The 26,250-nt window shown below is 66.3% G+C and carries 23 protein-coding genes; 10 read left to right on the plus strand and 13 right to left on the minus strand.

What is annotated here, in order from left to right; translation table 11 throughout:
• Positions 1–61 precede the first annotated feature (61 nt).
• Both N7422_RS13655 and N7422_RS13660 read left to right on the plus strand, forming a co-directional pair.
• The gene (locus N7422_RS13655) at positions 62–1,372 is read left to right on the plus strand and encodes an OprD family porin (protein WP_279807032.1); all 1,311 of its coding nucleotides are present in this window, start codon (positions 62–64) and stop codon (positions 1,370–1,372) included.
• Between the two features lie 258 nt (positions 1,373–1,630).
• Positions 1,631–3,127, plus strand: coding sequence for a sensor domain-containing diguanylate cyclase (locus N7422_RS13660; protein WP_279807086.1), 1,497 nt, complete (start codon positions 1,631–1,633; stop codon positions 3,125–3,127).
• A gap of 120 nt (positions 3,128–3,247) precedes the next feature.
• Here the strand turns inward: N7422_RS13660 and N7422_RS13665 are convergent, their stop codons facing one another.
• Positions 3,248–3,724, minus strand: a complete 477-nt coding sequence (locus tag N7422_RS13665) for a PA2169 family four-helix-bundle protein (RefSeq protein WP_279807033.1) — start codon at positions 3,722–3,724, stop codon at positions 3,248–3,250.
• A gap of 203 nt (positions 3,725–3,927) precedes the next feature.
• Between N7422_RS13665 and N7422_RS13670 the strand changes: the two genes are divergently transcribed.
• The gene (locus N7422_RS13670) at positions 3,928–4,149 is read left to right on the plus strand and encodes a DUF3820 family protein (protein WP_279807034.1); all 222 of its coding nucleotides are present in this window, start codon (positions 3,928–3,930) and stop codon (positions 4,147–4,149) included.
• Between the two features lie 43 nt (positions 4,150–4,192).
• Here N7422_RS13670 and N7422_RS13675 read toward each other — a convergent pair whose 3' ends face one another.
• Genes N7422_RS13675 through ptsP form a run of 3 tightly spaced genes read right to left on the minus strand, consistent with a single transcriptional unit; the run spans position 4,193 to position 9,710 of the window.
• Positions 4,193–5,914 (minus strand): PTS fructose-like transporter subunit IIB, encoded by a 1,722-nt coding sequence (locus N7422_RS13675; RefSeq protein WP_279807035.1) that lies wholly within the window; start codon positions 5,912–5,914, stop codon positions 4,193–4,195.
• Complete coding sequence (gene pfkB / locus N7422_RS13680; protein ID WP_279807036.1) at positions 5,914–6,861, minus strand: 1-phosphofructokinase; 948 nt, start codon at positions 6,859–6,861, stop codon at positions 5,914–5,916. The genes N7422_RS13675 and pfkB overlap by 1 nt, the downstream gene beginning before the upstream one ends.
• Positions 6,861–9,710 carry a phosphoenolpyruvate--protein phosphotransferase gene (gene ptsP / locus N7422_RS13685; protein WP_279807037.1) on the minus strand — a complete coding sequence of 950 codons (2,850 nt, stop codon included), beginning with the start codon at positions 9,708–9,710 and terminating at the stop codon, positions 6,861–6,863. The genes pfkB and ptsP overlap by 1 nt, the downstream gene beginning before the upstream one ends.
• On the opposite strand from ptsP, the gene N7422_RS13690 reads away from it, so the two are divergent.
• The 3 genes from N7422_RS13690 to N7422_RS13700 all read left to right on the plus strand — a co-directional run bounded on the left by N7422_RS13690 (position 9,709) and on the right by N7422_RS13700 (position 11,781).
• The gene (locus N7422_RS13690) at positions 9,709–9,855 is read left to right on the plus strand and encodes a hypothetical protein (RefSeq protein ID WP_279807038.1); all 147 of its coding nucleotides are present in this window, start codon (positions 9,709–9,711) and stop codon (positions 9,853–9,855) included. The two genes, ptsP and N7422_RS13690, sit on opposite strands and share 2 nt — an antisense overlap.
• A 151-nt stretch (positions 9,856–10,006) precedes the next feature.
• Positions 10,007–11,002 carry a catabolite repressor/activator gene (gene cra, locus N7422_RS13695; RefSeq protein ID WP_279807039.1) on the plus strand — a complete coding sequence of 332 codons (996 nt, stop codon included), beginning with the start codon at positions 10,007–10,009 and terminating at the stop codon, positions 11,000–11,002.
• A gap of 2 nt (positions 11,003–11,004) precedes the next feature.
• Positions 11,005–11,781, plus strand: coding sequence for a TatD family hydrolase (locus tag N7422_RS13700; protein ID WP_279807040.1), 777 nt, complete (start codon positions 11,005–11,007; stop codon positions 11,779–11,781).
• Positions 11,782–11,826: 45 nt separating this feature from the next.
• Here N7422_RS13700 and N7422_RS13705 read toward each other — a convergent pair whose 3' ends face one another.
• The 4 genes from N7422_RS13705 to N7422_RS13720 all read right to left on the minus strand — a co-directional run bounded on the left by N7422_RS13705 (position 11,827) and on the right by N7422_RS13720 (position 17,628).
• On the minus strand, positions 11,827–13,839 hold the full coding sequence (locus N7422_RS13705) for a methyl-accepting chemotaxis protein (RefSeq protein ID WP_279807041.1): 2,013 nt from the start codon (positions 13,837–13,839) through the stop codon (positions 11,827–11,829).
• Positions 13,840–13,988: 149 nt separating this feature from the next.
• The gene (gene ampE, locus N7422_RS13710; RefSeq protein ID WP_279807042.1) at positions 13,989–14,819 is read right to left on the minus strand and encodes a regulatory signaling modulator protein AmpE; all 831 of its coding nucleotides are present in this window, start codon (positions 14,817–14,819) and stop codon (positions 13,989–13,991) included.
• Positions 14,816–15,382, minus strand: a complete 567-nt coding sequence (ampD, locus tag N7422_RS13715) for a 1,6-anhydro-N-acetylmuramyl-L-alanine amidase AmpD (protein WP_279807043.1) — start codon at positions 15,380–15,382, stop codon at positions 14,816–14,818. The genes ampE and ampD overlap by 4 nt, the downstream gene beginning before the upstream one ends.
• 95 nt (positions 15,383–15,477) lie before the next feature.
• Complete coding sequence (locus N7422_RS13720; RefSeq protein ID WP_279807044.1) at positions 15,478–17,628, minus strand: DUF1631 domain-containing protein; 2,151 nt, start codon at positions 17,626–17,628, stop codon at positions 15,478–15,480.
• 244 nt (positions 17,629–17,872) lie between these two features.
• Here N7422_RS13720 and nadC point away from each other — a divergent pair, with 244 nt between their 5' ends.
• Positions 17,873–18,721 (plus strand): carboxylating nicotinate-nucleotide diphosphorylase, encoded by an 849-nt coding sequence (nadC, locus tag N7422_RS13725; protein ID WP_279807045.1) that lies wholly within the window; start codon positions 17,873–17,875, stop codon positions 18,719–18,721.
• 74 nt (positions 18,722–18,795) lie between these two features.
• On the opposite strand, the gene trxB is transcribed toward nadC, so the two are convergent.
• Positions 18,796–19,758 carry a thioredoxin-disulfide reductase gene (trxB, locus tag N7422_RS13730; RefSeq protein ID WP_279807046.1) on the minus strand — a complete coding sequence of 321 codons (963 nt, stop codon included), beginning with the start codon at positions 19,756–19,758 and terminating at the stop codon, positions 18,796–18,798.
• A 328-nt stretch (positions 19,759–20,086) separates the two neighbouring features.
• Between trxB and cysZ the strand changes: the two genes are divergently transcribed.
• Positions 20,087–20,815 carry a sulfate transporter CysZ gene (gene cysZ, locus N7422_RS13735; RefSeq protein ID WP_279807047.1) on the plus strand — a complete coding sequence of 243 codons (729 nt, stop codon included), beginning with the start codon at positions 20,087–20,089 and terminating at the stop codon, positions 20,813–20,815.
• A 69-nt stretch (positions 20,816–20,884) separates the two neighbouring features.
• Here cysZ and N7422_RS13740 read toward each other — a convergent pair whose 3' ends face one another.
• On the minus strand, positions 20,885–22,201 hold the full coding sequence (locus tag N7422_RS13740; protein WP_279807048.1) for a PAS domain-containing methyl-accepting chemotaxis protein: 1,317 nt from the start codon (positions 22,199–22,201) through the stop codon (positions 20,885–20,887).
• A gap of 179 nt (positions 22,202–22,380) precedes the next feature.
• Between N7422_RS13740 and N7422_RS13745 the strand changes: the two genes are divergently transcribed.
• On the plus strand, positions 22,381–23,598 hold the full coding sequence (locus tag N7422_RS13745; RefSeq protein ID WP_279807049.1) for a glycosyltransferase family 1 protein: 1,218 nt from the start codon (positions 22,381–22,383) through the stop codon (positions 23,596–23,598).
• Here the strand turns inward: N7422_RS13745 and N7422_RS13750 are convergent.
• The 3 genes from N7422_RS13750 to N7422_RS13760 all read right to left on the minus strand — a co-directional run bounded on the left by N7422_RS13750 (position 23,567) and on the right by N7422_RS13760 (position 25,938).
• Positions 23,567–24,670: an NADH:flavin oxidoreductase gene (locus N7422_RS13750; RefSeq protein ID WP_279807050.1), complete on the minus strand. Its 1,104-nt coding sequence runs from the start codon at positions 24,668–24,670 to the stop codon at positions 23,567–23,569. The genes N7422_RS13745 and N7422_RS13750 overlap by 32 nt on opposite strands.
• A 154-nt stretch (positions 24,671–24,824) precedes the next feature.
• Complete coding sequence (locus N7422_RS13755) at positions 24,825–25,307, minus strand: glutathione peroxidase (RefSeq protein ID WP_279807051.1); 483 nt, start codon at positions 25,305–25,307, stop codon at positions 24,825–24,827.
• 145 nt (positions 25,308–25,452) lie between these two features.
• A complete protein-coding gene (locus N7422_RS13760) occupies positions 25,453–25,938 on the minus strand; it encodes a peptidylprolyl isomerase (RefSeq protein ID WP_023630340.1) in 486 nt (161 codons plus the stop codon).
• Here N7422_RS13760 and N7422_RS13765 point away from each other — a divergent pair.
• On the plus strand, positions 25,937–26,239 hold the full coding sequence (locus N7422_RS13765) for a DUF3565 domain-containing protein (RefSeq protein WP_279807052.1): 303 nt from the start codon (positions 25,937–25,939) through the stop codon (positions 26,237–26,239). The genes N7422_RS13760 and N7422_RS13765 overlap by 2 nt on opposite strands.
• Positions 26,240–26,250: the final 11 nt, after the last annotated feature.

The raw sequence follows: 26,250 nt of genomic DNA on the forward strand, positions 1-26,250 counted from the left end.
AGAAACTTGCAGACACGACAATAAAAACTGCCCCACCGCTAGACCAAAGGAGTTTGTACCGGTGCCTTTCGCGTTTCGTTTTACCCCGCTGTTCGTTGCATTGGCCGCAACGATGCCCGTCGCCGCACAGGCCGATGAAGACAAGGCTGATGGCTTCATCGAGGGTTCCACGCTGAACCTGCATTTGCGTAATGCGTACTTCAACCGCAACGAGAAGAACCACGACATCGACGACAAGCGCGAGTGGGGCCAAGGGGCCGTGGCGCGCTTCGAGTCCGGCTACACCCCGGGCGTGATCGGCTTCGGCCTCGACGCCCACGCCATGGTCGGCCTGAAGCTGGACGGCGGCTCCGGCCACGCCGGCACCTCGATCCTGCCGAGCACCCCAGGCGACAAGGCACGCCACGCCTTCTCCACCGCTGGTGGCGCGATCAAGCTCAAGGGCTTCGACACCGAGTTCAAGGCCGGTGACCTGTTCCTCACCAATCCGGTGATCGCCGGTGGCGAAACGCGCATGCTGCCGCAGACCTTCCGCGGCTTCGCGGTGACCAACAACAGCATCGACGGGCTGATGCTCGAAGGCGGCAAGGTCAGCTTCACCAAGCCTTACAACCAGAGCGGCCACCGCCGCATCAACACCTACTACAGCAACCAGACCCCCGACCAGGACAGCCAGAACCTGAGCTGGGCCGGCGCGTCGTGGAGCGGCACCGAGAACATCACCGCCAATGTCTATGCCGCCGAGCTCAAGGACATCTGGAACCAGTACTACGCCGACTTCGACTACACCTACGCGGTCAACGACCTGGTCAGCCTGAACCCCGGCGTGCACTTCTATCACACCCAGGACACCGGCGAGTCGAAGCTGGGCAGCATCGACAACAACACCTGGAGCGTGCACTTCACCGTGGCCGCCGGGTACCACAGCGTCACCGCCGCGTACCAGCGGGTCAACGGCAACACGCCGTTCGACTACATCAACCTGGGTGACAGCATCTACCTGGACAACTCGCGCATGTACTCGGACTTCAACGCGCCGAACGAGCGTTCGTGGAAGCTGCAGTACGACTACGACTTCGCCGGCCTCGGCGTACCGGGCCTGACCTCGTCGCTGTCGTACTCGCGCGGCAAGGCCGACCTGACCAAGGCCAGCCAGGACACCGAGTTCTATGATTTCTACAATCCCGAAGGCAAGAACGCCCGTCACTGGGAACGCGACTTCGACCTGAAGTACGTGTTCCAGGAAGGCCAGCTGAAGGACCTGTCGGTGCTGCTGCGCTACGCCACGCACCGGGCCAACGCGGCGTACTCGGACGCGGCGGACAACGACGAATTCCGCGTGATCGTGGATTACCCGCTGAACGTGTTCTAACCGGGGGCGAGGGCTACGCCCTCGTTTTCGTCGGCAAGTCGGCCCCACAGGTTTCGCGCTGTCCCCTGGGGAGCCGGCTTGCCGGCGATGGGCCGCAAAGCGGCCCCAGACTGCCGGAGTGAGCCACCCACCGAATCAATTCCGTCGGCCAAATCGGCTTTGATCTTGTCCGACAATCCCGCCTTGCCTAAAATGTCGCCGCCGCTTTTTGGCCCACTCCCCATGGATCCCGGGGCTTATGCAGTAGCGAGCATGACGTTGCCCACCCGATCACCACGATCCGCCCTGTACAAGTCGCACCCCGAGCTGATCCTCAACCTGGGCAGCTGCCTCGCCGTGCTCGCCATCGTGGCCATCGTCAGCTACCTGCTGACCCGTGAGCGCGCCAGCGTCGAGCAGGCGGCCATGCGTTCCTCGAGCAACATCGTGCAACTGATCGAAAGCGACATCCTGCGCAACGTCGAACTCTACGACCAGTCGCTCAAGGGCCTGATCTGGGCCGTGCAACACCCCGAACTGCTCAACGTGCCGATCAAGCTACGCCAGCAGATCCTGTTCAACCAGGCCTTCTCCGCCCCGGTGCGTGGCGACATCCTCTGGCTCGACGCCAAGGGCGACGTACTCGGCGATTCCACCAGCGCGGTGCCGCGCCAGGCCAACTTCGCCGATACCGTCCCCTTCCAGACACACCGCGACCACCCTGGCCTGGGCCTGCTGATCAGCCCGCCGTTCAAGGCGCGGCTGGGCAACCTGGACTGGTGCATCAGCTTCAGCCGCCGCATCTCGGGGGCCAACGGCGAATTCCAGGGGCTGGCCGCCGGGGCGCTGCGCCTGTCCTACTTCAACGAACTGTTCCAGCGCCTGGACATCGGCGAGGACAGCAGCATCAACCTGATCAACAGCGACGGCCAACTGCTGGCCCGCCAGCCGACCCGCCCGCAGGATCCGCTGATCGGCACAAGCTACAGCGAACGCCCCAACTTCAAGCGCATCCTCATCGAACGCAGTGGCAGCTTCACCGCCACCTCAACCACCTACGGCGGCCAGCGCATGTACACCTTCGCCCGGGTCGCCGACCTGCCGCTGATCGTGCTGGTGGTGCATTCGGCCGACGAGGTGTTCCAGTCGTGGCGACGCACGGCGATCCTGGTCAGCGTCGCCACGGGCGTGCTGTGCATCGGCATCCTCTGGCTGACCCTGCTGCTCGGGCGCGAACTGCGCCGTCGCCACGATGCCGAACAGGGCCTGGCAGCCCTGGCCGCCACCGATAGCCTCACCGGCCTGGCCAATCGTCGCCGCCTGGACCAGGTGCTGCGCCAGGAGTGGGCGCGCGCCCAGCGCAACCGCAAGCCGCTGGCGGTGCTGATGGTGGACGTCGATCATTTCAAGGCATTCAACCAGCGCCATGGCCACGCCGGCGGCGACCATGTGCTGCGCGAGGTGGCCACGACCATCGAGCGCTGCATCCGTCGCCCGGCAGACCTGGCGGCGCGTTATGGCGGAGAGGAGTTTCAGGTGGTGCTGCCGGAAACCGAGCTGGCGGGGGCCCTGCTGCTGGCCGAGCGTATTCGCGCCAGCGTCGAGACGTTGCCGCCGTTCGCCGACGACGAGCGTTCGGTAACCGTCAGTGTGGGAATAGGCCTGCATGTTCCCGGGATGCAGCAGGACCTGACGGCGCTGCTGGGTGATGCGGACGAGGCGTTGTACCGGGCCAAGGCCAATGGCCGGAATCGGGTCGAAGGACCCGAGCTTTGAGCCGTTGGGGCCGCTACGCGGCCCTTTCGCCGGCAAGCCGGCTCCCACAAAATGGCGCTGGCGCTATCGTTGTGGGAGCCGGCTTTTCGGCGAAAGGGCTGCAAAGCAGCCCCAAAAACATCAAGAGCGAGCGCGTGCCGCGTTACGCAGCGCCTTCACCTGATCATGATTGCGCTGCACGCCCTGCAACTGCGTCTCCACCAGCGCGTAGCTCTGGTCATTGGCGGTACGCCCCAGCTTGACCAGTTTCTCGCGAGCCTCCTTGTAGGCTTTCAGGGCATGGTCCTCGCCGCGTTCGACTTCGTTGAGCACCGCCTCCTCATCCTTGCCGGTGACCATCGACTTGAGGTTGACCCAGCCACGGTGCAGGTCGCCGCTGATGCTGGTGCTGGTTTCCGGGTCGCCGCCCAAGCGCCGCACTTCGCTCTGCAGTTCCGCCGCGGCGCTGGCGCACTCGCTGGCGCGCTGCACGAAGAAGGCTTTGAGCTCAGGGTTCTTCACATCCTCGGCGGATGTCTTGAAACCTTTCTCCCCGTCCTTGCTGTACTCGATCAGGTCGTTGAGTACATCGATCGTGTCTTTGTTGGGATTGCTCATGACAACAACTCCTTGGCAGGTGATAGTCACTTTTACCGGAGCAGGCTTCGTGCCAGGCCAACCAAAGAAAAATAATCATTTAAAATCAAAAACTTAAAACAAACGCGGCGACGGGGTGAAACGGTGTTCTGCATGATCGCCGCTTGGGTCGTCGTGCAGTTTGCAGTATGGTCCGCGCTTCACCTGCAACAGGCCGATGCCCGATGAAACCAGAATCCCTGCAACTGCTGGTCACCCGCACCATGCCCTTCGGCAAGTACCAGGGGCGGATCATCGCCGACCTGCCCGGTGATTATCTGGCCTGGTTCGCGCGCAAGGGATTCCCGCCCGGAGAACTGGGCGGGTTGCTGGCGTTGATGCATGAGATCGACCACAACGGGTTGGGCGATCTGCTCAAACCGCTGCGGAGCAAGACCAGGGGTTGAAGGTCGCATTCGACGGCGCTATCGCGGGGCAAGCCCTGTCGGCCTACCCCTTGGCCGGCGCCACCACCATCTCCACCTGCTCACTCTTCTTGATCACGGCATACACCACCGCCGTCACCAGGCTCCCGGCCACGATCGCCAGCAGGTACAACAGCGCATGGTTGATCGCATTGGGGATCAGCAGCACGAACAAACCACCGTGGGGCGCCATCAGCTTGCAGCCGAAGTACATCGACAGGGCCCCGGTCAACGCGCCACCGGCGATGCTCGCCGGGATCACCCGCAGCGGGTCTTTCGCCGCAAATGGAATGGCCCCTTCGGAAATGAAGCACAACCCTAGTACGAAAGCGGCCTTGCCGGCCTCGCGCTCGCTCTGGGCGAACTTGCGTCGAGCCAGGAAGGTGGCGATGCCCAGGCCGATCGGCGGTACCATGCCGGCGGCCATGGTCGCGGCCATCGGCGCATAGCTCGACGAGGCCAGCAGCCCTACCGAGAACGCATAGGCGGCCTTGTTGATCGGCCCGCCGAGGTCCACGCACATCATGCCGCCAAGCAGCAGCCCGAGCAGGATGGCATTGGTGGTGCCCATGCTGTCGAGGAAGTGGGTCAGCCCTTCGAGCATGGCAGCCACCGGCTGGCCGACCACGTAGATCATCACCAGGCCGGTGAACAGGCTGGCCAGCAGGGGAATGATCAGGATCGGCTTGAGCGCGTCGAGGCTGCTCGGCAGCCGTACCCAGCGGGCGATCGCCTTGGCGCTGTAGCCCGCCAGAAAGCCAGCGACGATGCCGCCGATGAAGCCGGCCCCCAGTGTGCTGGCCAGCAGGCCGCCGATCATCCCTGGTGCCAGGCCCGGGCGGTCGGCAATGGACCAGGCGATGTACCCGGCCAGCAGCGGCACCATCAGCTTGAACGCGGCCTCGCCACCGATCTGCATCAGGGCCGCGGGCAGCGTGCCGGGCTCCTTGTAGGCCTCGATGCCGAATACGAAGGACAAGGCGATCAGCAAGCCGCCGGCCACCACCATCGGCAACATGAACGACACCCCGGTCAGCAGGTGCTTGTAGACACCGGTCTTCTCGGTTTTGCGCGCCGCGCTGGCGGCTTCCCCCACGTGCTCCACCTTGCCCTCGGCCAACGCCCTGTCCAGCGTCGCGCGGGCCTGCTTGAGGGCGACGCCGGTACCGCAGCGGTAGATGCGCTTGCCGGCGAAGCGGGTGGCGGGCACTTCGATGTCGGCGGCCAGCAGCACCACATCGGCATCGGCGATGGCCTCGGCGGGCAGCGGATTGCGCGCCCCGACCGAGCCCTGGGTTTCCACGGTGAGCCGGTAGCCCATGGCCTGCGCCGCCTGTTGCAAGGCTTCGGCGGCCATGAAGGTATGGGCCACGCCGGTCGGGCAGGCGGTCACGGCGACGATCTTCGGCGCGCTCGCCAGCGGGGTGGCGCTGCCCTCCTGCACCTGCGCCCTGGCGGCGGCTTCATCGAGAAAGCTTTCACGGTCCGCCAATGCCTGGGCCGGGGCGCTCTGGTACAGGCGCTTGCCGGCGAAACGCGCCAGGTCCACCGGCCCGGTGCTGACCACCAGCACCCAGTCCGCCTCGGCGATCTGCGCCGGCGTCAGACTGCGCTCGGGGTGTTCGGCATCCTGCACCTCGACACTGGTGCTCCAGCCCCGGCGCTGGGCTGCGGCGGCCAGCAGACGCGCGCTGAGCACGCTGGACACCTGGCCGTTGGGGCAGGCGGTGACAATGGCAATGTTCATCAGCAGCCCTCTTCTTGTTGTTCGCTGAGGCGCACTTCAGCCTCCAGGCGTCGCAGTTGCTCGCGATCATGGATACCGAAGCCGACCTGGGTGACCGCCTGGGCGGCGATGGCGGTGGCTCGGCGCAGGGTGACGGCGGGCGCTTCGGTCTGGAGCAGACCATGCACCATGCCCGCCACCAACGAATCACCGGCGCCCACCGTACTGGCGATGCGCACTTTCGACGGTTGCGCATGCAGCGCCAGGCCGGCGGCGAACCAGGTCACGCCCTGCTCGCCCTGGGACACCACCACATGCGCGACGCCGCTGGCCAGCAACTGGCGCGCAGCAGCGCGCTGTCCAGCCCGGTCGAGCGCCGGCAGGCCGAGCACATCGCCCAGCTCCTCGGTGTTGGGCTTGACCAGCCAGGGCGCGGCCTCCAGCCCTGCACGCAAGGCTTCGCCGCTGCTGTCCAGGGCCACCTTCAGGCCAAGCGACTTGAGCATCGACAGCAACTCACGCAGCCACTCAGGGCTGATCCCGCGTGGCAGGCTGCCAGCCACCACCACGGCATCATGCCCGGGCGCGACCTGCTCCAGGCGGCGCAGCAAGGCATCGCGGGCGGCCTCGTCAACCTCAGGCCCAGGCCCGTTGATATCGGTGACCCGGCCATCGGCCTCGACCAGCTTGAGGTTGCTGCGGGTCTCACCCGGCACACGCACGAAGCAATCGACAAACCCACGCTGCGCGATCAACGCCTCGAACGGCGCCAGGTTGTCGTGCCCGAGGAAACCGCCGACGGTCACGCGGTGGCCAAGGTCGGCCAGCACCTGGGCGACGTTCAGCCCCTTGCCGGCGGCATGGCTGTGCTGGGCCTGGCCACGGTTGACCGCACCGGCGCGCAGGCGGTCGAGGCCGATGGTGATATCCAGCGCCGGGTTGAGGGTGAGGGTGAGGATCTTGGCCATCAGTAACGCTCCACCAGCGCCCGGACTGCCTCGGCGCTGTCTTGTTGCAGGGCCTCGCGCGCCAGGGCGCGGGCCATCGAATGGTCGACCTGGCGCACCAGTGCCTTGACTTCGGGGATGCTGCGGGCGGCGACGCTCAGCTCGTCCACCTCCAGGCCCAGCAGCACCGCCACCGCCTGCGGGTCGGCCGCCAACTCGCCGCACACGCCCACCCACTTGCCCTGGGCATGGGCGGCGCGCACGGTCATGTCGATCAGGTTGAGCACTGCCGGGTGCAGGCCGTCGGCCTGGGCCGAGAGGCTCGGGTGGCCACGGTCGATGGCCAGGGTGTATTGGGTGAGGTCGTTGGTGCCGATGCTGAAGAAGTCCACTTCGCGGGCCAGTCGCGGCGCCAGCAGCGCAGCCGAGGGCACCTCGACCATGATGCCCACCTGCAGGTCGGCCACCGGAATCTCCTGGCGCAGGCGCTCGACCATGGCCTTGGCGGCGCGCCATTCGTGAAGCTGGCCGACCATGGGGAACATGATGCGCAGCGGGCGCTCACGCGCGGCGCGCAACAGCGCGCGCAACTGCTGCTCCATCACCTGCGGGCGTTGCAGGGTCAGGCGCACGCCGCGCACGCCAAGGAAGGGGTTCTCTTCGGCCGCGATCGGCCAGTACGGCAAGGGCTTGTCGCCGCCCACGTCGAGGGTGCGCACCACCAGTGGCCGCCCGTCCAGGCCGTCGAGCACCCGCCGGTACTCGGCCTCCTGGGTCGCCACATCGGGCAGTTGCGGGTGGGCCATGAAGATCAGTTCGGTGCGCAGCAGGCCGACGCCTTCGGCGCCCTGCTCCACCACCTTGGCGATACCGCTGCTTTCGCCGATGTTGGCCAACACTTCGATGCGATGACCGTCACGGGTCACCGCGGGCTCATGGCGATTGGCCCAGGCGATCTGCAGGCGCCGCGCGCGCGCGTCACGCTCGGCCAGGGCTCGCTGCAGCTCGTGCGCGGGCGGCGCGACGATCACCCGGCCACGCTGGCCATCGAGCAGCAGCGGCGTGCCGCTGTCCAGCAGCAGTATCGACGCCCCGGCGCCGACCACCGCCGGGATGCCCAGGGCCCGGGCGACGATGGCGCTGTGCGCCGTGGCGCCGCCCCGGGCGGTGACGATGCCGGCGACTCGGGCCGGGTCCAGGCGCGCCACATCGGAAGGGCCGACTTCGGCCATCACCAGCACGTAGGGTTGTTCGGGCTCGACGGTCTGTTCCACGCCACACAGCTGCGCCAGCACCCGGCGGCCGATGTCGCGCAGGTCGGCGGCACGCTCGGCCAGCAGCGCGTCGTGCAACGCCTCCTGTTGCCGGGCGGCGGCGTCGATCACCGCCATCCACGCTGCGGCGGCGCTTTCGCCCTGGGCCAGGCGCAGTTCGACTTCGTCGACCAAGGCCGGGTCGGCGAGCATTTCCTGGTGGGTGACGAAGATCTCGCCGATCGCCTTGTCGCTGCGTTGCACCAGGGTCTGCAGATCGGCGTGCACCTTGTCGATGGCCTGACGCAACTTGGCCCGCTCCAGGGCGGGCGATTCGCCCCGCAGCGGGTAGTCGATCTCGCGCTCGACACAGACGTGGGCCGGGCCGCTGGCGATGCCCGGCGCGGCCGCGACGCCCTGCAGGATGCTGCCGGGCACGGGAGCCTGGAGAAATTCGCCGGGCATCTCCTCCTGCGCAGCCGTGCCCGGCAGCGGCTCGACCGCCTCGCCCAGGCCTTGCTCGATGGCGGCCAGCAGCACCGGCAAGGCGTCGGCGGCGATGTCCGGTTCGGCGATCAGCTCCAGCGACTGGCCACGACGGGCGCCGAGGCCGAGCAACTTGCTCAGGCTCTTCACCGAAACGGCAGGCTGGTCGCTGCCTTGCAGACGCACGCGAATCTCGCCCTCGAAGCCCTTGGCCAGCTGCGCCAGCACCTTGGCCGGACGTGCGTGCAGCCCATGGGGGTTGGCCAGCACCACGCGGACGCTCGGCCAGTCGGCGGGCGCCTCGCCGCCGAGCACCTCGAGCACGGCGCGGCTGCTGGTGGCCTGGTAGAGCATCTGTCCACGCCCCTCGATCAACACCTCGCACAGACGCTCGAGCAGCGCCTGATGGGCGGCGCCGAGACTGGCCAGGCAGAACAGACCGGTGAGGGGCTGGTCGCGATAACGCAATGGCTGTTGTGGCGTGACGAACGCCAGGCCCGGCTGACGCACTTCGCGCTCGCTGTGCAACCACCACAGCCCTTCACCCAGCGGTAGCGGCTCGGTCTGCTGCAGCACGGCGGCAAAGCCGCTGTCGGCACAACCGGCGCGCTGCAACAGGCGAGCGCCGCGCCAGGCCAGCTCGTCGAAATCTTCCGCCGCCAGGTTGAGGCCGACCAGCTGGGCATCCAGCGCCAGCTCCCGTGGCGCACCTTGCAGCAGCTTGAGCAACGCTTCGGCGCTGGCCGCCCGGCGCAGCGCCTCGGCCAGGTCGGTCTCGCCCAGGGCGCGGGTCAGCAGTTGCAGCAGACGCAGGTGTTCGTCGGAGCGGGCGGCGATGCCAATGGCCAGGTAGACGATCTGGCCATCGCCCCAGTCCACGCCATCGGGGAACTGCAGCAGGCGCACGCCGGTGGCGAACACCTGGTCGCGGGTCTGCGGTGTGCCGTGGGGGATGGCAATGCCCTGGCCGAGGAAGGTCGAGCCTTGCGCCTCCCGGGCCTGCAGCCCTGCCAGGTAACCCTCTGCGACCAATCCGTCGGCGACCAGCCGATCGGCCAGCAGTGCCAGTGCCTCGCCCTTGTCGGCGGCACGCTGGCCCATGGCAATCTGCTCCACGGCAAGTTCGAGCATGACCCTCTCCTTTTGCGGCAGCCACGTCGGCCACCGAGGTATTGTTGTGGAATTCGACGGCAAAAGCCGGCAAAAACGATCAGCACAAGGGGCGAATGCGGATTTCGCGGCAGGAAATTTCGCCATGCTGAAACGTTTAATCTGACCAAGCGGCCACGTTACTCGATAATCTGCCGACGAAAAAGCCCCATCCTGTCGGACAATTGCGACAATGGTCGTCTGCGCGCGGGCCCGCCGATGGGTGAAACTAGCCGGTCAAGCCCGCGGCCAGTCCCGGAAACAACAAGGAAAATTCGGTGAAACTCAGCGATATCGCCCGTCTGGCCGGTGTGTCCGTGACCACCGCCAGCTACGTCATCAATGGCAAGGCCGAACAGCAGCGCATCAGCAACAGCACTGTCGAGCGCGTGCGCGCGGTGGTCGAGGCCCACGGCTTCACGCCCAATCCCCAGGCTGCCGGCCTGCGCAGCCGCCACACCCGCACACTGGGCTTCATTCTCCCGGATCTGGAGAACCCCAGCTACGCCCGTATCGCCAAGCAGCTGGAGCAAGGCGCCCGCGCCCGTGGCTACCAGCTGCTGATCGCCAGCAGCGACGACCAGCCCGACAGCGAGCGCCAGTTGCAGCAACTGTTCCGTGCCCGGCGCTGCGACGCCCTGTTCGTCGCCAGCTGCCTGCCACCGGAAGACGACAGCTACCGCGAGCTGCAGGCCAAGGGTCTGCCGGTGATCGCCATCGACCGGCGCCTGGATCCGGCCTACTTCTGCTCGGTGATCAGCGACGACCGTGACGCCAGCCGCCAATTGGCGCAGAGCCTGCTGAACACCCGCCCGCGCAGCATCGCGCTGATCGGCGCTCGCCCCGAACTGTCGGTGAGCCAGGCCCGCGCCGGCGGTTTCGATGAGGCCCTGCGCGGCTTCGACGGCGAGATCCGCCGCCACCAGGGCGAAGCCTTCAGCCGTGAATGCGGCCAGCGCCTGATGCAGCAGCTGATCGACGAGCTCGGTGGCCTGCCGGACGCGCTGGTCACGACCTCCTACGTGTTGCTGCAAGGCGTGTTCGACACGCTGCAGACGCGCCCGGAAGGCTCGCGGGAGCTGCAGCTGGGCACCTTCGGCGACAACCAGCTGCTCGACTTCCTGCCGCTGCCGGTCAACGCCATGGCCCAGCAACACGGGCTGATCGCCGCCACCGCGCTGGAACTGGCCCTGGCCGCCATCGAGGAGCAGCGCTACGAACCCGGCGTGCACGCCATCGGCCGGACCTTCAAGCAACGGATCGCCAAGGCCTGAGCATGCGCCTGATCGACACCCACACCCACCTGGACTTTCCCGACTTCGACGCCGACCGCCCGCGCCTGCTGGCCAACGCGGCGGCGCGCGGGGTGGAGCGCATGGTGGTGCTGGGAGTCCATCAGGACAATTTCCAGCGGGTGTGGGACCTGGCCTGTGCCGATGAGCGCGTGTATGCGGCGCTGGGCCTGCATCCGGTCTATCTGGAACAGCACCGGCCCGAACACCTGGTGCGACTGCGCGGCTGGCTCGAACGTCTGCGCGGTGACCCGAAGCTCTGCGCGGTCGGTGAGTTCGGCCTGGATTACTACCTGCCCGAGCTGGACCCGGCGCGCCAGCAGACGCTGTTCGAGGCCCAGCTGCAACTGGCCTGCGACTTCGCGTTGCCTGCGCTGCTGCACGTGCGCCGCAGCCATGCCCAGGTGATCGCCACCCTCAAGCGCTACAAGCCGGCGCGGGCGGGGATCATCCATGCGTTCGCCGGCAGCTACGAGGAGGCGCGCGAATACCTCAAGCTGGGTTTCAAGCTGGGGCTAGGAGGCGCCGGCACCTGGCCGCAGGCATTGCGCCTGCGCAAGACGCTGCCGCGTCTGCCCCTGGACAGCGTGGTGCTGGAGACTGACGCGCCGGACATGGCGCCGGCCATGTACCCCGGCGAGCGCAACAGCCCGGAGCACCTGCCGGAGATTGCCCAGGCGCTGGCCGAGGTGATGGGGGTCGAGGCCGGGCTGCTGGCCGAGACCAGCAGCCGCAATGCCTCTGAGCTGTTCGGCTGGTAGCAGCGAAGCGGACACGGCCTCCTGCAGGAGCGGCCGCGCCATCGATCACACCCTGAACGCGCCAATCAAGCGCTTGAGCTCCACCACCTGCGCCGACAGCGCCCGGCTGGCGTCCTCGGTCTGGCAGGCGCCCTCGGTGGTGTCCTGCGCGGCCCGGTTGATCGCCACGATGTTCTGGTCGATATCGTGGGCCACGGCGGTCTGCTGCTCGACGGCGGCGGCGATCTGCTGGTTCTGCTCGACGATACCGCCCACCGCGCCGAGGATATTGCCCAGTGCCTGCTGCACCTGGCGCGCCTCGTCGACGGTGCCGGCAGCCATCTGGTGGCTGCTGCCCATCACCCGTACCGCCGCCCCCACGCCCTCCTGCAGGCGCTGGATCATCTGCGCGATCTCCTCGGTGGAGTCCTGGGTTCGCTTGGCCAAGGTACGCACTTCATCGGCGACCACGGCAAACCCCCGGCCCTGCTCCCCGGCCCGGGCCGCTTCGATGGCGGCGTTGAGCGCCAGCAGGTTGGTCTGCTCGGCGATGCTGCGGATCACTTCCAGCACCCGGCCGATGGCCTGGCTGTCGCCCGCCAGCTGATTCACCGCGGCCACGCTCTGGTCGATCTCGCCCGCCAGGCGGGCGATGCTGCCTTGCTGGCTGGCCACCAGATCGCGGCCCGAAACGCTCTCGTGATTGACTCGCTGCGCGCCTTCGGCGGCCAGCGCGGCGCTGCGCGCGACCTCCAGCGCGGTGGCGCTCATCTGGTTCATGGCCGTGGCCACCTGCTCGATCTGCTCGCGCTGGCCACTGACCGCCTGGTTGCTGCGGCTCGATACCGACAGCACCTGGCCGGCCTGTTCCTCGACCGTGGTCACCGTCTTGCCGACCTGCTCGATCAGGCCACGAATGCGCCGCACGGTCTCGTTGAAACCGCGCCCCAGCTCCCCCAGCTCGTCCCGGCTGCTGGCCTGGAAGCTGATGGTCATGTCGCCGGCGGCAACCTGGTCCATGGCGCGGCCCAGGTTGCCGAGGGTTTCGCGGGTGGAGACGTAGAAGCCGCTGTAGAGGTAGATGATCAGCGCGAATACCGTGGCCAGGGCGGCGACCAGCGCGATCATGCGCAGCTGGTGCTGGCCCAGGCGCTGCTCCAGTTGCCCGTGCAGGTGCGCCAGGACGGCGTCGTTGAGACGGTAAGTCTGGGCCATCAACTCGCTGGATTGCTGGTAGAAGCCGGCCCAGGGCGTGTCCAGGGTCTCGGCCACCACCACCTGGTCCTCGAACAGCGTCGCGGCCAGCCTGACCGTGGCCTGGCTGGCCTGGGCACTGGCCTCGAGGGCGGTCTTGGCCTGCGCGTCGGCCGCCAGCGCATCGTCGAGGCGCAGGGCGTAATCGGCGGACAAGCGCTCCAGTCGCTGCAGCAGGTCTTCGAAGCGGGCACTGGCGGAGGAATCCATGAAGCCACGCCCGAGCGCCACCGCGCCCATCGCCCGGCCTTCACCGATCGCCTGGGTGACCTGCGCCGTGGCGCCACCGATCAGCTCGCTGAGCTGGCGTACCGAGGCCTCGCTGTCCTGGGTCAGCCCCGACTGACTGGCGACCAGCCTGCCCAGCACCTGGGCCTGGACCAGCAGCTTGTCGAACAGGGCCATCTTGTTCTGCAGCGAGGTCTCGCCGCGGGCACGGGCAAACGCCTCGGCCAGCTCGCCGCGCTTGGCTTCGAGCGCCGGGTCGCTGCCCTTGAGGGTGTCGAGCAGGGCCTGGACCTTGTCCTGCAGGGCGCCGATGCGGCTCTCCACATCACCGGCCTGGCCCGACTGGCCGAGCACGGCGTTGATCTGCAGCAGGTTGCCCAGGGTCTCCAGGTCGCCGCGCAAGGCCAGACTGTCGGCGAGCGGGGCCAACCCCTGCAGCTCGCCGCGAGTGGCCTGAAGCTGGCTGTAGGCATCGCGGACCAGATAGAAGCTGGTGACCAGCATGGGCAGGAAGAACAGGACGCTGATCAGGCTGAACTTCATGCCGAAGCTCAGGCGGTCCATCAGTGCGATGGCCGGATAGAGCAGACGCTTCACAGGTCACCTCCTTGAATTCTTGTTGTTCTGCGGGGTAGCACTAGGCCATCTATGGACCAATGCCTTGTATAGCGCAGATTGAAATCAAGGTTTGTAACTTATGGTTAAACGTGGGGGTGTGCTCGCCGGCAAGCCGGCGAGCCAGAACCTCAGACCAGCACGGTCCACAGGGCAAAGCAGGCATACCACAGCACCGCGCAGCGCAGCAGCAGCTCCCACAGGCTGTCCAGCCGCGCCAGGCCGCGCTGACGATCCTCTTGCTCTGGAATGTCATCGGCCACCCGCCCGACCTTGGCCACCAGATGGCCGGCGCTGACATGCCAGTCGAGCAGTTCGTGCAGCATCACCCGGGTCACCGCGACAAAGTTGCCGACCAGGGCGAAGCTCACCGCCATCACCCGCACCGGCAACCAGTCCATGGCGTGGCGCAGTTGCCCGGCCAGGGTCTTGAGCGCCGGTTGATTGCTCTTGTCGGTGGTCAAGGCCAGCAGGCGATAGGCCAGCGCCGCGCCAGGCCCAAGCAGGAAGTACCAGAAGATCACCGCGAAGAAGCTCTGGTAGGCCTGCCACAACAGATGCCCCTGAACCCGCTTGATCAGGCTCTGGGCGTCGTCGGCGGCCAGGCCCAGGTCGCGCTCGGCCACATGCAGCGCGGCCTGCTCGTCACCCCGGCGCCAGGCATCGCGAAACGGCCCCAGCGCGGCCTTCACATCGCCCCGTCCGAGGCTGTAGACCAGCACCACGAGATGCACCGGCAACGCCAGCAAACCATAGGCCACCGGTTCCAGGACATGCAGCAGCAACGCCAGCAGCGCTACTGGTGCAAGGATCAGGATGGCCAGCGTCCACCAGGGATGGACCTTGCCGCCGCGCTCGAGGCGCGCCAGCTCGGCCAGGTAGAAGCCGTCACGCTGCAACCGCTGACGCAGGGCGGAAAACTTCTCGACCCACAGTGCCAGCACCAACACCAGAAAACTCATGCCTTGTCCTCGTTGCATTGCAGCGCAGCCCGGTAGCGCGGCCAGTCGAAGGCCGGGCCAGGGTCGGTCTTGCGCTGCGGGGCGATATCGCTGTGACCGCAGATGCGTTGCAGGTCGATCACCGGCCAGGCCGCACGGATCTCGCAGGTCAGCTGTTCCAGGGTGGCGTATTGGGCATCGGTGTAGGGCAGCTCGTCGGTGCCCTCCAGCTCGATGCCAATGGAAAAATCGTTGCATCCCTCGCGCTCGCCGAAACGCGACACACCGGCATGCCAGGCGCGATCGAGCAGCGAGACGAACTGGGTCACCGCGCCATCGCGCTCGACGAACAGGTGCGCCGAGACGGTCAGGTGGTTGATGGTCGCGAAGTAGGGGTGCTCGTTCGGGTCCAGACGGTTCTGGAAGAACTGCTGCACCTTGCCGGTACCGAAACAGGCCGGTGGCAGGCTGATGTTGTGGATGACCAGCAGCGAGATGGACTCGCCCTCGGGGCGGGTATTGAAGTTCGGCGAGGGGCAGTGGCTGACGCCGGAAAACCAGCCGGTCGCACGGTCCAATTGCATGGGACAGATCCTGAAAAACGCCGGAGGCAGGGCGTCAGTATGCCGTGCGCCGCTGGCCCTTGCATGTAAATGATTGTGTAAGGGATTTCACAGCGTTACTGCGCCCGCTGCCCGCGCAGTTGCTCGAGCACCGCTTCCAGGGCGCGCTCGAACAGCAAACCATCATCGAGCAGGCGCACCTCGCCGCGGCGTAGCGCCAGGGCAAGCCCGGCACGGTTCCACTCGCGGACCTTCAAGCCGGTACGGTTGGCAAACACGATGCGATCACTGCTGTCGATGCGCGCCACCAGCTTGCAGCGCAGCGGCTCGTCATCGTCCATCACCTCAACCCAGGTGCCGACCGGCAGACGCTGCACCTGACGCAGGGACGGGTCCTGTTCGTCGAGCTGAAGACACGGGCCAAGGACGATCTCATCGCTGACCGCCAGGACGATATCGTCACGCACCAGCACCTCGGGCTGATCGTCCACATCCTGCGGCGCTGCGCCACAGGCCCGCAGGTGCAGCTTCTCCAGTTGCACGAAAAAGTCACGCGTGACCGCCGAGTCCAACGCCACCCCCGCCAGGCCCTCGCGCAGAGCCTTGAGCAGGCCCGGCACCTCGGCCAGCAGGCGCGCCGGATCCTGGTGCGGCGCGACGCTGGCGAGCAGCGCATCCACCGTGGCCAGCGCCTCGGTCCAGGCCGTGGAGGCCTCGCCCTGCTTCAACCAGGCCAACAGCAGCACCTGGCTCCAGGCCTGCTCCAGCATCTGCACCAGCACATGCGGCAGCACGCGGCCGCGCAAACGCAGGTTCAGTTCGTGCTGTACCCGCTGGCGCGCCTGCAGCGCCCGCGCCCGGCCTTCTTCCGCATCGCGGGTGCGCTGTTCCAGCAACTCGCTGCGCCGCCGCTCGTCCTGGCTGAACGCCACGAACTCGTCGAGCAGTTCGCTGAACAGCCCGCAGTCCTCGGAAAAGTCGTTGAGCAGACGCTGGACGATGCGCTCCACCCGCAGATGCAGGCTGTCGCGCAGGCCCTCGGCGCCGGTCTCCCAGCCGATCGCCGCGGCGGCGATCTCGTTGAGCAGGCGGCGCGCCGGATGGCTGGCGCGACTGAACAGGCCCTTGTCGATGAGCGCCACCTTGAGCAGCGGGATGTGCAGCCGGCCGATCAATGCACGCAGGCTCGCGGGCAGGTTGGCGTCGGCCTGGATGAAGGCGAACAGCAGGTCGACCAGGTTGATCATGTCCTCGTCGCTGGTGGCGATCCGCCGGCGCGTGCCGCTGCGTACGCTGACGCGCAGCAGCAGTTGCTCGAGTTGCTGGCCGAGGTTGAAGTCGTCCGGCTCGCCTGGCGCCGGCACATAGTGCTGCAGATGGGTAAGCAGCCGCAGCAGGTCGCCGCTGCCGATCGGCTGGGCTACGCCGACGGTATGCAAGCGTGGCGCCACGCGGCCCCGGGCTGGGGCCAGCAGCGTCTGCAGCGAGGCGAAGAACGCCTGGCCGGCGCTGTCGGCCCCTGACGCATGCAACGTGGGATCGGCCGGGGTGCGCCGGGCGATGTTGCGGCGGTCCTCGGCTCGCCGACGCGGCGCGGGCTTGAGCTCGGGCAATACCCCGGCACTGGCCAGCAGCTGGTTGGCCTCGCCATACAGCAGATCGAGGTCATGCAGCACAGCACGCTCGAACAGCTTGAGCAGCACCAGCTTGACCTTGGCGCCCACGCCCAGGCTGCGTCCGGCCTCGAGGAAATAGCCACACAGGCTGGCGGGGCCAAGGGGGTTGCGCGGCGCGTCCAGGGGCATCTCGAGCAACGCGGCGAAACGCAGGTTCAGATGCTCGAGGATGAAGCCATCGCGCGACAGCACCCGGTCGACCATGGCCTGCACCGCCACCGAGCGCTCCAGGGACGCCTCGCCCTGCGCCAGCTGCGCGCAGACCAGCGACGCCAGGGCATCGTTCTGGCCGATGCGGGAAAAGGCGTCGTAGAAGGTATCGAGGAAACCGCGCTCGATGCTCTTGCGCTTGAGGCGCAGGTCGCGCATGGCTTCGAAGTAGAGGTTCTGGTCGGGACGCTCGCTGGCCTTGTCGGCCATCTCGAAGAGCGTGTCGTCGGCGTTGTCGAACAATGTCTGCAGGCCCTGTCGCAGCTGCAGAGCCGCCTTGTCACGCACCTGCAGGAGCAGCACGGGAAGGCACGGCGAGGACGCGCGCGCGCCCCGGTCGAGGGTGGTCGCCAAGGGCACCACCTTGCCTTCTTTATGCATCCCGGACTCCTTGCTGGATGTTGCGTTGTTCGACTGGAAGGAAAATCGTCAAAGCTATGACGCCAAATACTGGGCGCATTATCGATGAAAAAAGTGACAGCTGCCAGCGCGTATTCGCACGCCCTCAACTGACAATGCATTCGCGCATCTGCTCGCGCTGCCTGACCAAAGGTCATTGGCCAGGCAGCTGTACACGCCGCCCCCCTGCCCTATAATCGCCGGCACCTAGCTTGTGGAGCTGAACATGCCGAACCTACGCCTCGCCGACCTGACCGCCGAAATCGAAGCCAACGTGCGCCGCGCGTTGCTGGAAGACATCGGCAGCGGCGACATCACCGCCCAGCTGATCCCGGCCGAGCGCCTGGCCAAGGCCACCATCATCACCCGCGAGGATTGCGTGATCGCCGGCACCGCCTGGGTCGATGCGGTGTTCCGCCAGCTCGACCCGCGGGTGGCGGTGCACTGGCAGGTGGCCGATGGCGAGCGGGCCACGGCCAACCAGGCGCTGTTCCACCTCGAAGGCCCGGCACGCTCGCTGCTCAGCGGCGAGCGCACCGCGCTGAACTTCCTGCAGATGCTCTCGGGCGTGGCCACCCGTGCACGCTTGCTGGCCGATCTGGTGGAGGGTACCCAGGTGCGTCTGCTCGACACCCGCAAGACCCTGCCGGGCCTGCGCCTGGCGCAGAAGTACGCGGTCACCTGCGGCGGCTGTCACAACCACCGCATCGGCCTGTACGACGCCTTCCTGATCAAGGAGAACCATATCGCCGCCAGCGGCGGCGTGGCCGAGGCCGTGGCGGCGGCGCACCGCATCGCCCCGGGCAAGCCGGTGGAGATCGAGGTGGAAAGCCTGGACGAACTGCGCCAGGCGCTGGCGGCGGGAGCCGATATCGTCATGCTCGACGAGTTGAGCCTCGACGAGATGCGCGAGGCGGTGCGCATCACCGCCGGCAAGGCCAAGCTGGAGGCCAGCGGAGGGGTGAACGAGAGCACGTTGCGGGTGATCGCCGAAACCGGTGTGGACTACATCTCCATCGGCGCGATGACCAAGGACGTGAAGGCGGTGGACCTGTCGATGCGCCTGAGCCTGTGAGCTGAATCGCGGGTACAAAAAAACCGGCCAGATGGCCGGTTTTTTTATGCGGGGCTGGCCCCGCGAAGGCTGGATCAGTGCGCGGCGTTGGCCAGGCCGTCCAGGTAGCGCTCGACGTCCAGGGCCGCCATGCAACCGGCGCCAGCCGAGGTGATGGCCTGGCGGTAGACGTGGTCAGCCACGTCGCCGGCGGCGAACACGCCTTCGACGTTGGTGGCGGTGGCGTTGCCTTCACGGCCGCCATGCACCACCAGGTAGCCGTCCTTCAGGGTCAGCTGGCCTTCGAACAGCGAGGTGTTCGGGGTGTGGCCAATGGCGATGAACACGCCGTCGACCTTGATCTCGTCGCTGCTGCCGTCGTTGTTCTTCAGACGCGCGCCGGTCACGCCCATGTTGTCACCCAGCACTTCGTCCAGGGTGGCATTGAGCTTGAGCTCGATCTTGCCTTCGGCGACACGGGCGTGCAGCTTGTCGATCAGGATCTTCTCGGCGCGGAAGGTGTCACGGCGGTGCACCAGGGTCACCTTGCTGGCGATGTTGGCCAGGTACAGCGCCTCTTCCACGGCGGTGTTGCCGCCACCGACGACCGCGACCGGCTTGTTGCGGTAGAAGAAGCCGTCGCAGGTGGCGCAGGCCGACACGCCCTTGCCCATGAAGGTCTCTTCCGACGGCAGGCCCAGGTAGCGGGCGCTGGCACCGGTGGCGACGATCAGCGCGTCGCAGGTGTAGGTGCCGCTGTCACCGCGCAGGGTGAACGGCTTGTTGGCCAGGTCGACGGCGTTGATGTGGTCGAAGACGATCTCGGTCTCGAAGCGCTCGGCGTGCTCCTGCATGCGCTGCATCAGGGCCGGACCGGTCAGGCCATGGGGGTCGCCCGGCCAGTTGTCGACTTCGGTGGTGGTGGTCAGCTGGCCACCGGCCTGCATGCCGGTGATCAGCAGCGGCTTGAGGTTGGCACGGGCGGCATACACCGCGGCGCTGTAACCGGCTGGGCCGGAACCGAGAATGATGACGCGCGAATGACGTACTTCAGACATGTCGAACTCCTGTCGAGCGGGCCGCACGGGGCCGGCATCATGGTGCCGGTTGCGCCAGCTGGAATTAAAAGGGACCCACGCAGCACTTGGGGAAGGCTACAACGCGTCGGTCCAAAACCAAAAAAAGTTGAGCGCACTGTAGCGAGGCCGCAGAGATTAAGGAAATATCCTTCGACAATCCACCTCATAGGCAGTCTCTATCCGATGAAGAAACCGATAGGCATTGTCCATGCGCTTTGTTACACGCCGTTTCCCTGAAGCGTCGCGCCTTTCGTCGGCACGCCAAACTCGGTAAGGTCAGCGCGTTTTCCTCAAGCGGAGCATTCCGATGCAAGCCCCCGTCCTTTCCGGCCCACAGTACCTGCGCGAAGGCCTGAAAATGGTCCTGAGCCCTGGCCTGCGGCTGTTCGTGCTGCTGCCCCTGGCGGTCAACCTGTTGCTGTTCGGCGGCCTGATCTACTTTGCCGGCCATCAGTTCAGCCTGTGGGTCGACGCGTTGATGCCCACCCTGCCCGACTGGCTGAGCTTCCTCAGCTACATCCTCTGGCCACTGTTCGTCGCCCTGGTGCTGCTGATGGTGTTCTTCACCTTCACCCTGCTGGCCAACGTCATCGCCGCGCCTTTCAACGGATTCCTCGCCGAGAAGGTCGAAGTGGTCGCACGCGGCCAGGACAATTTCCCGCCCTTCAGCTGGGGCGAGCTGGCGGCCATGGTACCGCGTACGCTTGGCCGCGAGATGCGCAAGTTGAGTTATTTCCTGCCCCGGGCCATCGGCTTGTTCATCCTCTCGTTCATCCCGGTGGTGAACGTGATCGCCGCGCCGCTGTGGCTGGTGTTCGGCATCTGGATGATGGCCATCCAGTACATTGACTACCCGGCGGACAACAACAAGATGAGCTGGCAGGACATGCTCGCCTGGCTGCGCGAAAAGCGCTGGCAGTCGATGGGCTTTGGCGGGATCACCTATCTGGCGCTGATGATCCCGGGGGTCAACGTGCTGATGATGCCGGCGGCGGTGGCCGGCGCCACGTTGTTCTGGGTGCGCGAGCGCAACTGACAGAAGCCATCGCGGGCAAGTCGCAGCGGCGCACCGCTGCTGCGACTTGCCCGCGATGCGAATGCCCGGTCAGTGGCTCAACTGGCTGGAGAACTGCCCCACCGCGTCCACCACCTTCTTCGCCCCTTCCTGAATCTCGACGATCACCCCACCGGTGTCCGCGGCCAGGGCAAGCCCTTGCTCGGCCTGGCGCTTGCTGGTGTCGATGATGTCCACGGCGGCCTGGGCCAACTGTTCGTTCTGCTGCACCACCTTGGCGATCTCCTCGGTGGCGCTGCTGGTGCGCGAGGCCAGCTGGCGAACCTCGTCGGCGACCACGGCAAAGCCACGCCCCTGCTCACCGGCACGGGCGGCCTCGATGGCAGCGTTGAGGGCCAACAGGTTGGTCTGTCCGGCGATGTCGCTGATGGTCTTGATGATCGCGCCGATCACCTTGGACTGCTTGTCCAGCGCCTGGATGCCATCGGCGGCGTCCTGCATCGAGCCTTCCAGGCCACGCATCACTTCGACGGTCTGCGTCACCACGTCGGTGGCTTTTCGCGCGCAGCCATCGGTCTCCAGCGAAGTGTTGTAGGCGATGTCGGCGGCCTGGGCCACGGCCAGTTCCTGATTGACCTGATCGGTGATCACCGTGGCGAACTTGACCACTTTGTAGAGCACGTCGTGGGCATCGATGATCGGGTTGTAGGACGCCTCCAGCCATACCACCCGACCGTGGGCGTCGATGCGTTTGAAGCGATCGGCGACATACTCGCCACGACGCAGCTTTTCCCAGAACGCCTTGTACTGCGCCGAATTGGCTTCTTCAGGCTCACAGAACATGCGGTGATGCTTGCCACGCACCTGCTCAAGGCTGTAGCCCATGCCCTGCAGGAAGCGGTCGTTGGCGGTCAGCACCTGGCCATCGAGGTTGAATTCGATGACCGCGGTGGAACGCATCAGGGCCTTGATCAGGCTTTCGTGCTCGCGGGAGGTCTCGATGGTCCGGGTCAGGTCGCTCGAATGCAGGGAAAAATACTTGATGCGCCCTTCGCTGTTCTTCACCGGCTGCAGGATCGAACGCAGCCAGGCTTCCTCGCCATTGCCACGCAGCAGGCGGAAGGCGCCGTTGAGGTGCTCGCCACGGGTGATGGCGTGCTTCATGCGCTGATAGAAATCGAGCTTCTTCACATGGGGCGGCACGATCTCCTCGATGTTGCGCCCGATCAGCTGTTCGGCGCGGTAGCCCATTTCGCTCTCGAAGTTGCCGTTGACCGACTCGATGCGACCCTGGGGATCGAGCTGGAGCACCAGCATCTCGCTGTCGAGGCTGTTCTTGACCTGCTCGACGGACATCAGTTCTTCGCGCAGTTGCTGGATTTCTTTCTTCAGTTTGCTGTTGAACATGGCCGCTCTCCCGGAGCGCATTCCTGTAATCGAATGCATCTGCATCGGCTGGCTCCGGAGAGTTCTTGAGTGCCTTGCAAGGAAATATTCATACGCGCGAAAGTGCCGGAAATCAGGCGTCATCAGCACGTCATAAAGCCGTCACATGAGCGCAACGGGGGCGGCGGAAACTTTTCGTCATGAGCACACCGTCCTTGCGTATCACCCTGGTCAGCGAAACCTTTCCACCCGAAATCAACGGCGTGGCCAACACCCTCGGCCGTCTCAGCGAAGGGCTGCGTCAACGCGGTCATCAGGTAGAACTGGTGCGCCCGCGCCAGGCCGCCGACGACGCGAGCGACAGCCAGGACGCAGTGCTGCTGTGTCGCGGCTGGCCATTGCCAGGCTATCCCGGGCTGCAATGGGGCGAAGTGTCGATGCACAAGCTGTGGCGTCGCTGGCGCCGACAGCGCCCGGATGTGCTGTACATCGCCACCGAAGGCCCGCTGGGCTTGAGCGCCCTGCGCGCGGCCCGACGTCTCGGGGTGGCGGTGGTCAGCGGTTTTCACACCAACTTCCCGCAATACTCGGGACAGTACGGCCTGGGCCTGCTGTCGCGGATGCTCACCCACTACCTGCGCTGGTTTCACCGGCGCACGGCCATCACCCTGGTGCCCAGCGTCAGTCAGCGCCTGGAACTGGAACGCCGTGGCTTCGAACGGCTGGGGCTGATGGCGCGTGGCGTCGATGCCGGCCTGTTCAACCCGGCCCGCCGTAGCCAAGCGCTGCGTGAACAGTGGGGGCTGGGCGCCGATGACATCGCCGTGCTGCATGTCGGCCGCCTGGCGGCAGAAAAGAACCTGGCCCTGCTGCGCCCGTGCCTGGAAGCACTGCAGAAAAGTTATCCACAAAGGCGTCTGCGTCTGGTGGTGGTCGGTGATGGCCCGCTGCGCGCCCAGCTCGAACAGCAACTGCCCGATGCCGTGTTCTGTGGCGCGCAGCGCGGCGAGGTGCTGGCCGAGCACTATGCCAGTGGCGACCTGTTCCTGTTTCCGAGCCTGACCGAGACCTTCGGCAACGTGGTGCTGGAGGCCATGGCCTCGGGCCTGGCCGTGGTCGCCTACGATGAGGCCGCCGCGGCCCAGCATATCCGCCATGGCCACAATGGCGCCCTGGCCATGCCGGGCGATCAGCCGGCATTCATCGATGCGGCCTGCTGGCTGCTGGAAGAATGCGAGACCCTGCGCAGCGTGCGCCTGAACGCTCGGCAGCACGCCAGCCGCCAGGGCTGGCCCGCGATCGTCGAGCAGTTCGAAGGGTATCTGTATGGCGCCTGTCGAGGCCAGGAAAGCAGCCGCGCCCAGGCGCCTTCGACAGCCCTGGCGATCAAACCAGGGTCGTCAGCGCCTCGCGGCTGAACGGCAGCACATCCGCTTCACGCCCGTCGCGCACTTTTTGTGCCCACTGGGCATCCACCAGCAGAGCGCGCCCCACGGCCACCAGGTCGAACTCTTCGTCCTGCAGCCGACGCAGCAGGTTCTCGAGGCTGGCAGGCTTGGCCACCTTGTCGGTGGCGACCATGAACTGCAGGAACTCGCCGTCCAGCCCCACGCTGCCCACGGTAATGGTCGGTTTGCCGGTCAGTTGACGGGTCCAGCCGGCCAGGTTCAGATCGCTGCCATCGAACTCCGGCTCCCAGAAGCGACGAGTGGAGCAGTGGAAAATGTCCACACCCGCCTCGGACAAAGGCTCGAGGAACGCCGCCAGGGCCTCGGGGCTTTCCACCAGGCGCGCACTGTAGTCCTGCTGTTTCCATTGCGAAAACCGCAGGATGATCGGGAAGTCCGGGCCGACGGCCTGGCGCACCGCCTGGATCAATTCGATGGCGAAACGCGAACGTCCGGCCAGATCGCCACCGTATTCATCGTCGCGGCGGTTGCTGGCCTCCCAGAAGAACTGGTCGATCAGGTAGCCGTGGGCGCCGTGGATCTCCACGCCGTCCATGCCGATGGCCTGGGCATCGCGCGCGGCCTGGGCGAAGGCGGCGATCACTTCGCGGATATCGTCCCGGCTCATGCCCTGGATCAGCACCTTGCCGTCCTTTTCCTTGCCGCTCGGGCCGTAGCCCGGCACCTCGCCGTCCGGCTCGGTACCCAGGCGCCGCACGCTGCCCACATGCCACAACTGCGGGACGATGCGCCCGCCTTCGGCGTGCACGGCGTCGACCACACGCTTCCAGCCGGCCAGGGCGTCTTCGCCATGGAAGCGCGGCACGTTGGGATAACCGTTGGCAGCCTTGTGGCCGACCGTGGTGCCTTCGCTGATGATCAGGCCGACACCGGCCGCGGCGCGCCGGCGGTAGTACTCGACCACGCCGTCATGGGGCACACCGCCGGGGCAGAAGGTGCGGGTCATCGGCGCCATGACCACGCGGGTCGGCAAGTCGAGGGAGCCGAGGGTGAAAGGCTGGAACAGAGGGTTGCTGGACATGCGGCGCTCCCGACAGGTGAGGAAATGCGCCTGAGATTAGGGGTAGCCTGCTGGCGGGCACAGCATTATTGATTGGAGTGATTGCGCAGTATCGCAGGGGCTGCAGGGGGCTGCTGTGCAGCCCATCGCGACACGAGGCCGCCCCTGCAGACGTTCAGGCCAGCGCTTTCTCGATCGCCTGCAGCACGCTCGGATCGTCCGGCGCGGTACGCGGCGCGAAACGCGCCAGCACGCGGCCATCCTTGCCGACCAGGAACTTCTCGAAGTTCCAGGTGATATCGCCAGGGAACTCAGCCCCCTCGCCCGCCAGCAGGCGGTACAGCGAGTGGCGTTGCGGGCCGTTGACTTCCAGCTTGGCCCCCAACGGAAAGCTGACACCGTAGTTGAGGCTGCAGAATTCCTGTATGTCCTTCTCGCTGCCAGGTTCCTGGCCGGCGAACTGGTTGCAAGGCAGGCCCAGCACATTGAACCCCTGGCCCTTGAACTGCTGATGCAGCTTTTCCAGTGACGCGTATTGCGGTGTCAGGCCGCACTTGGAGGCGACATTGACCACCAGCACTACCTGGCCCTTGAACGGAGCAAGGGGCAGATCCTCGCCGTTCAGCGCCTTCAACGTCAGGTCGTGAAATGCACTCATGTTGATTCCCCTCTCAGGATCCCGATTGCCGCTGGGGCGAATCCCGCCCACTAAAAAGGCGCGCGGCCAAACCGTCCACCCTCCCGAGGAGGGCAAGTCCGGCTTGCCCGAGCGCCTGGCGACTCTCTGAGCTTAGCGCAGAAAATCAGTGGTGATGACCACCTTCGCCGTGGATGTGACGGTGAGCGATCTCTTCTTCGCTGGCGTCACGTACGTCGACTACCTTGACCTTGAAGTTCAGGCGTTGACCGGCCAGCGGGTGGTTGCCGTCGACGGTTACGTCGTCGCCGTCGATGTCGCGGATGGTGACGATCTGCATCTGGCCGTCCGGCGCCGAAGCGTGGAACTGCATGCCCACTTCCAGCTGGTCGACGCCTTCGAACATCTTGCTGCTCAGGGTGCTGACCAGTTCGGCCGAGTATTCGCCGTAGGCTTCTTCCGGCTCGATGGCCACGGTCAGCTCGTCACCGGCCTGCTTGCCTTCCAGGGCCTTTTCCAGGCCTGGGATGATGTTGCCGGCACCGTGCAGGTACACCAGCGGCGCACCACCGGCGGAGCTGTCGATGACCTCACCAGCGTCGTTGGTGAGGGTATAGTCGATGGAGACAGCCTTGTTGGCGGCGATCAGCATGGGGCGAGACCTTTTGCAAAAGAATGTAGAGCGGACAAGTGTAACCAAGGCTCCGCGTGATTGCGAACGCGGCACGGACGAGAGACGGCCCATCAGTCGGATCGACGGTTTCCACCAGGATGAAGAAGGCCATTGGGTGGTCGAGCTGTCGTGCGGTCATACCCAGCACCTGCGCCACCAGCCACCGTGGCAGGCCAGGCCGTGGGTGCTCGATCCCGATGAGCGCGCACGGCGTATCGGCCAGGCGTTCGCCTGTGGCTGGTGCGCGCAGGGTACCGTTAGCGCTACCCTTGGCCGCTGAACTCCTTGCTC

Source organism: Pseudomonas sp. GD04091, from assembly GCF_029836165.1.
GTDB lineage: Bacteria > Pseudomonadota > Gammaproteobacteria > Pseudomonadales > Pseudomonadaceae > Aquipseudomonas.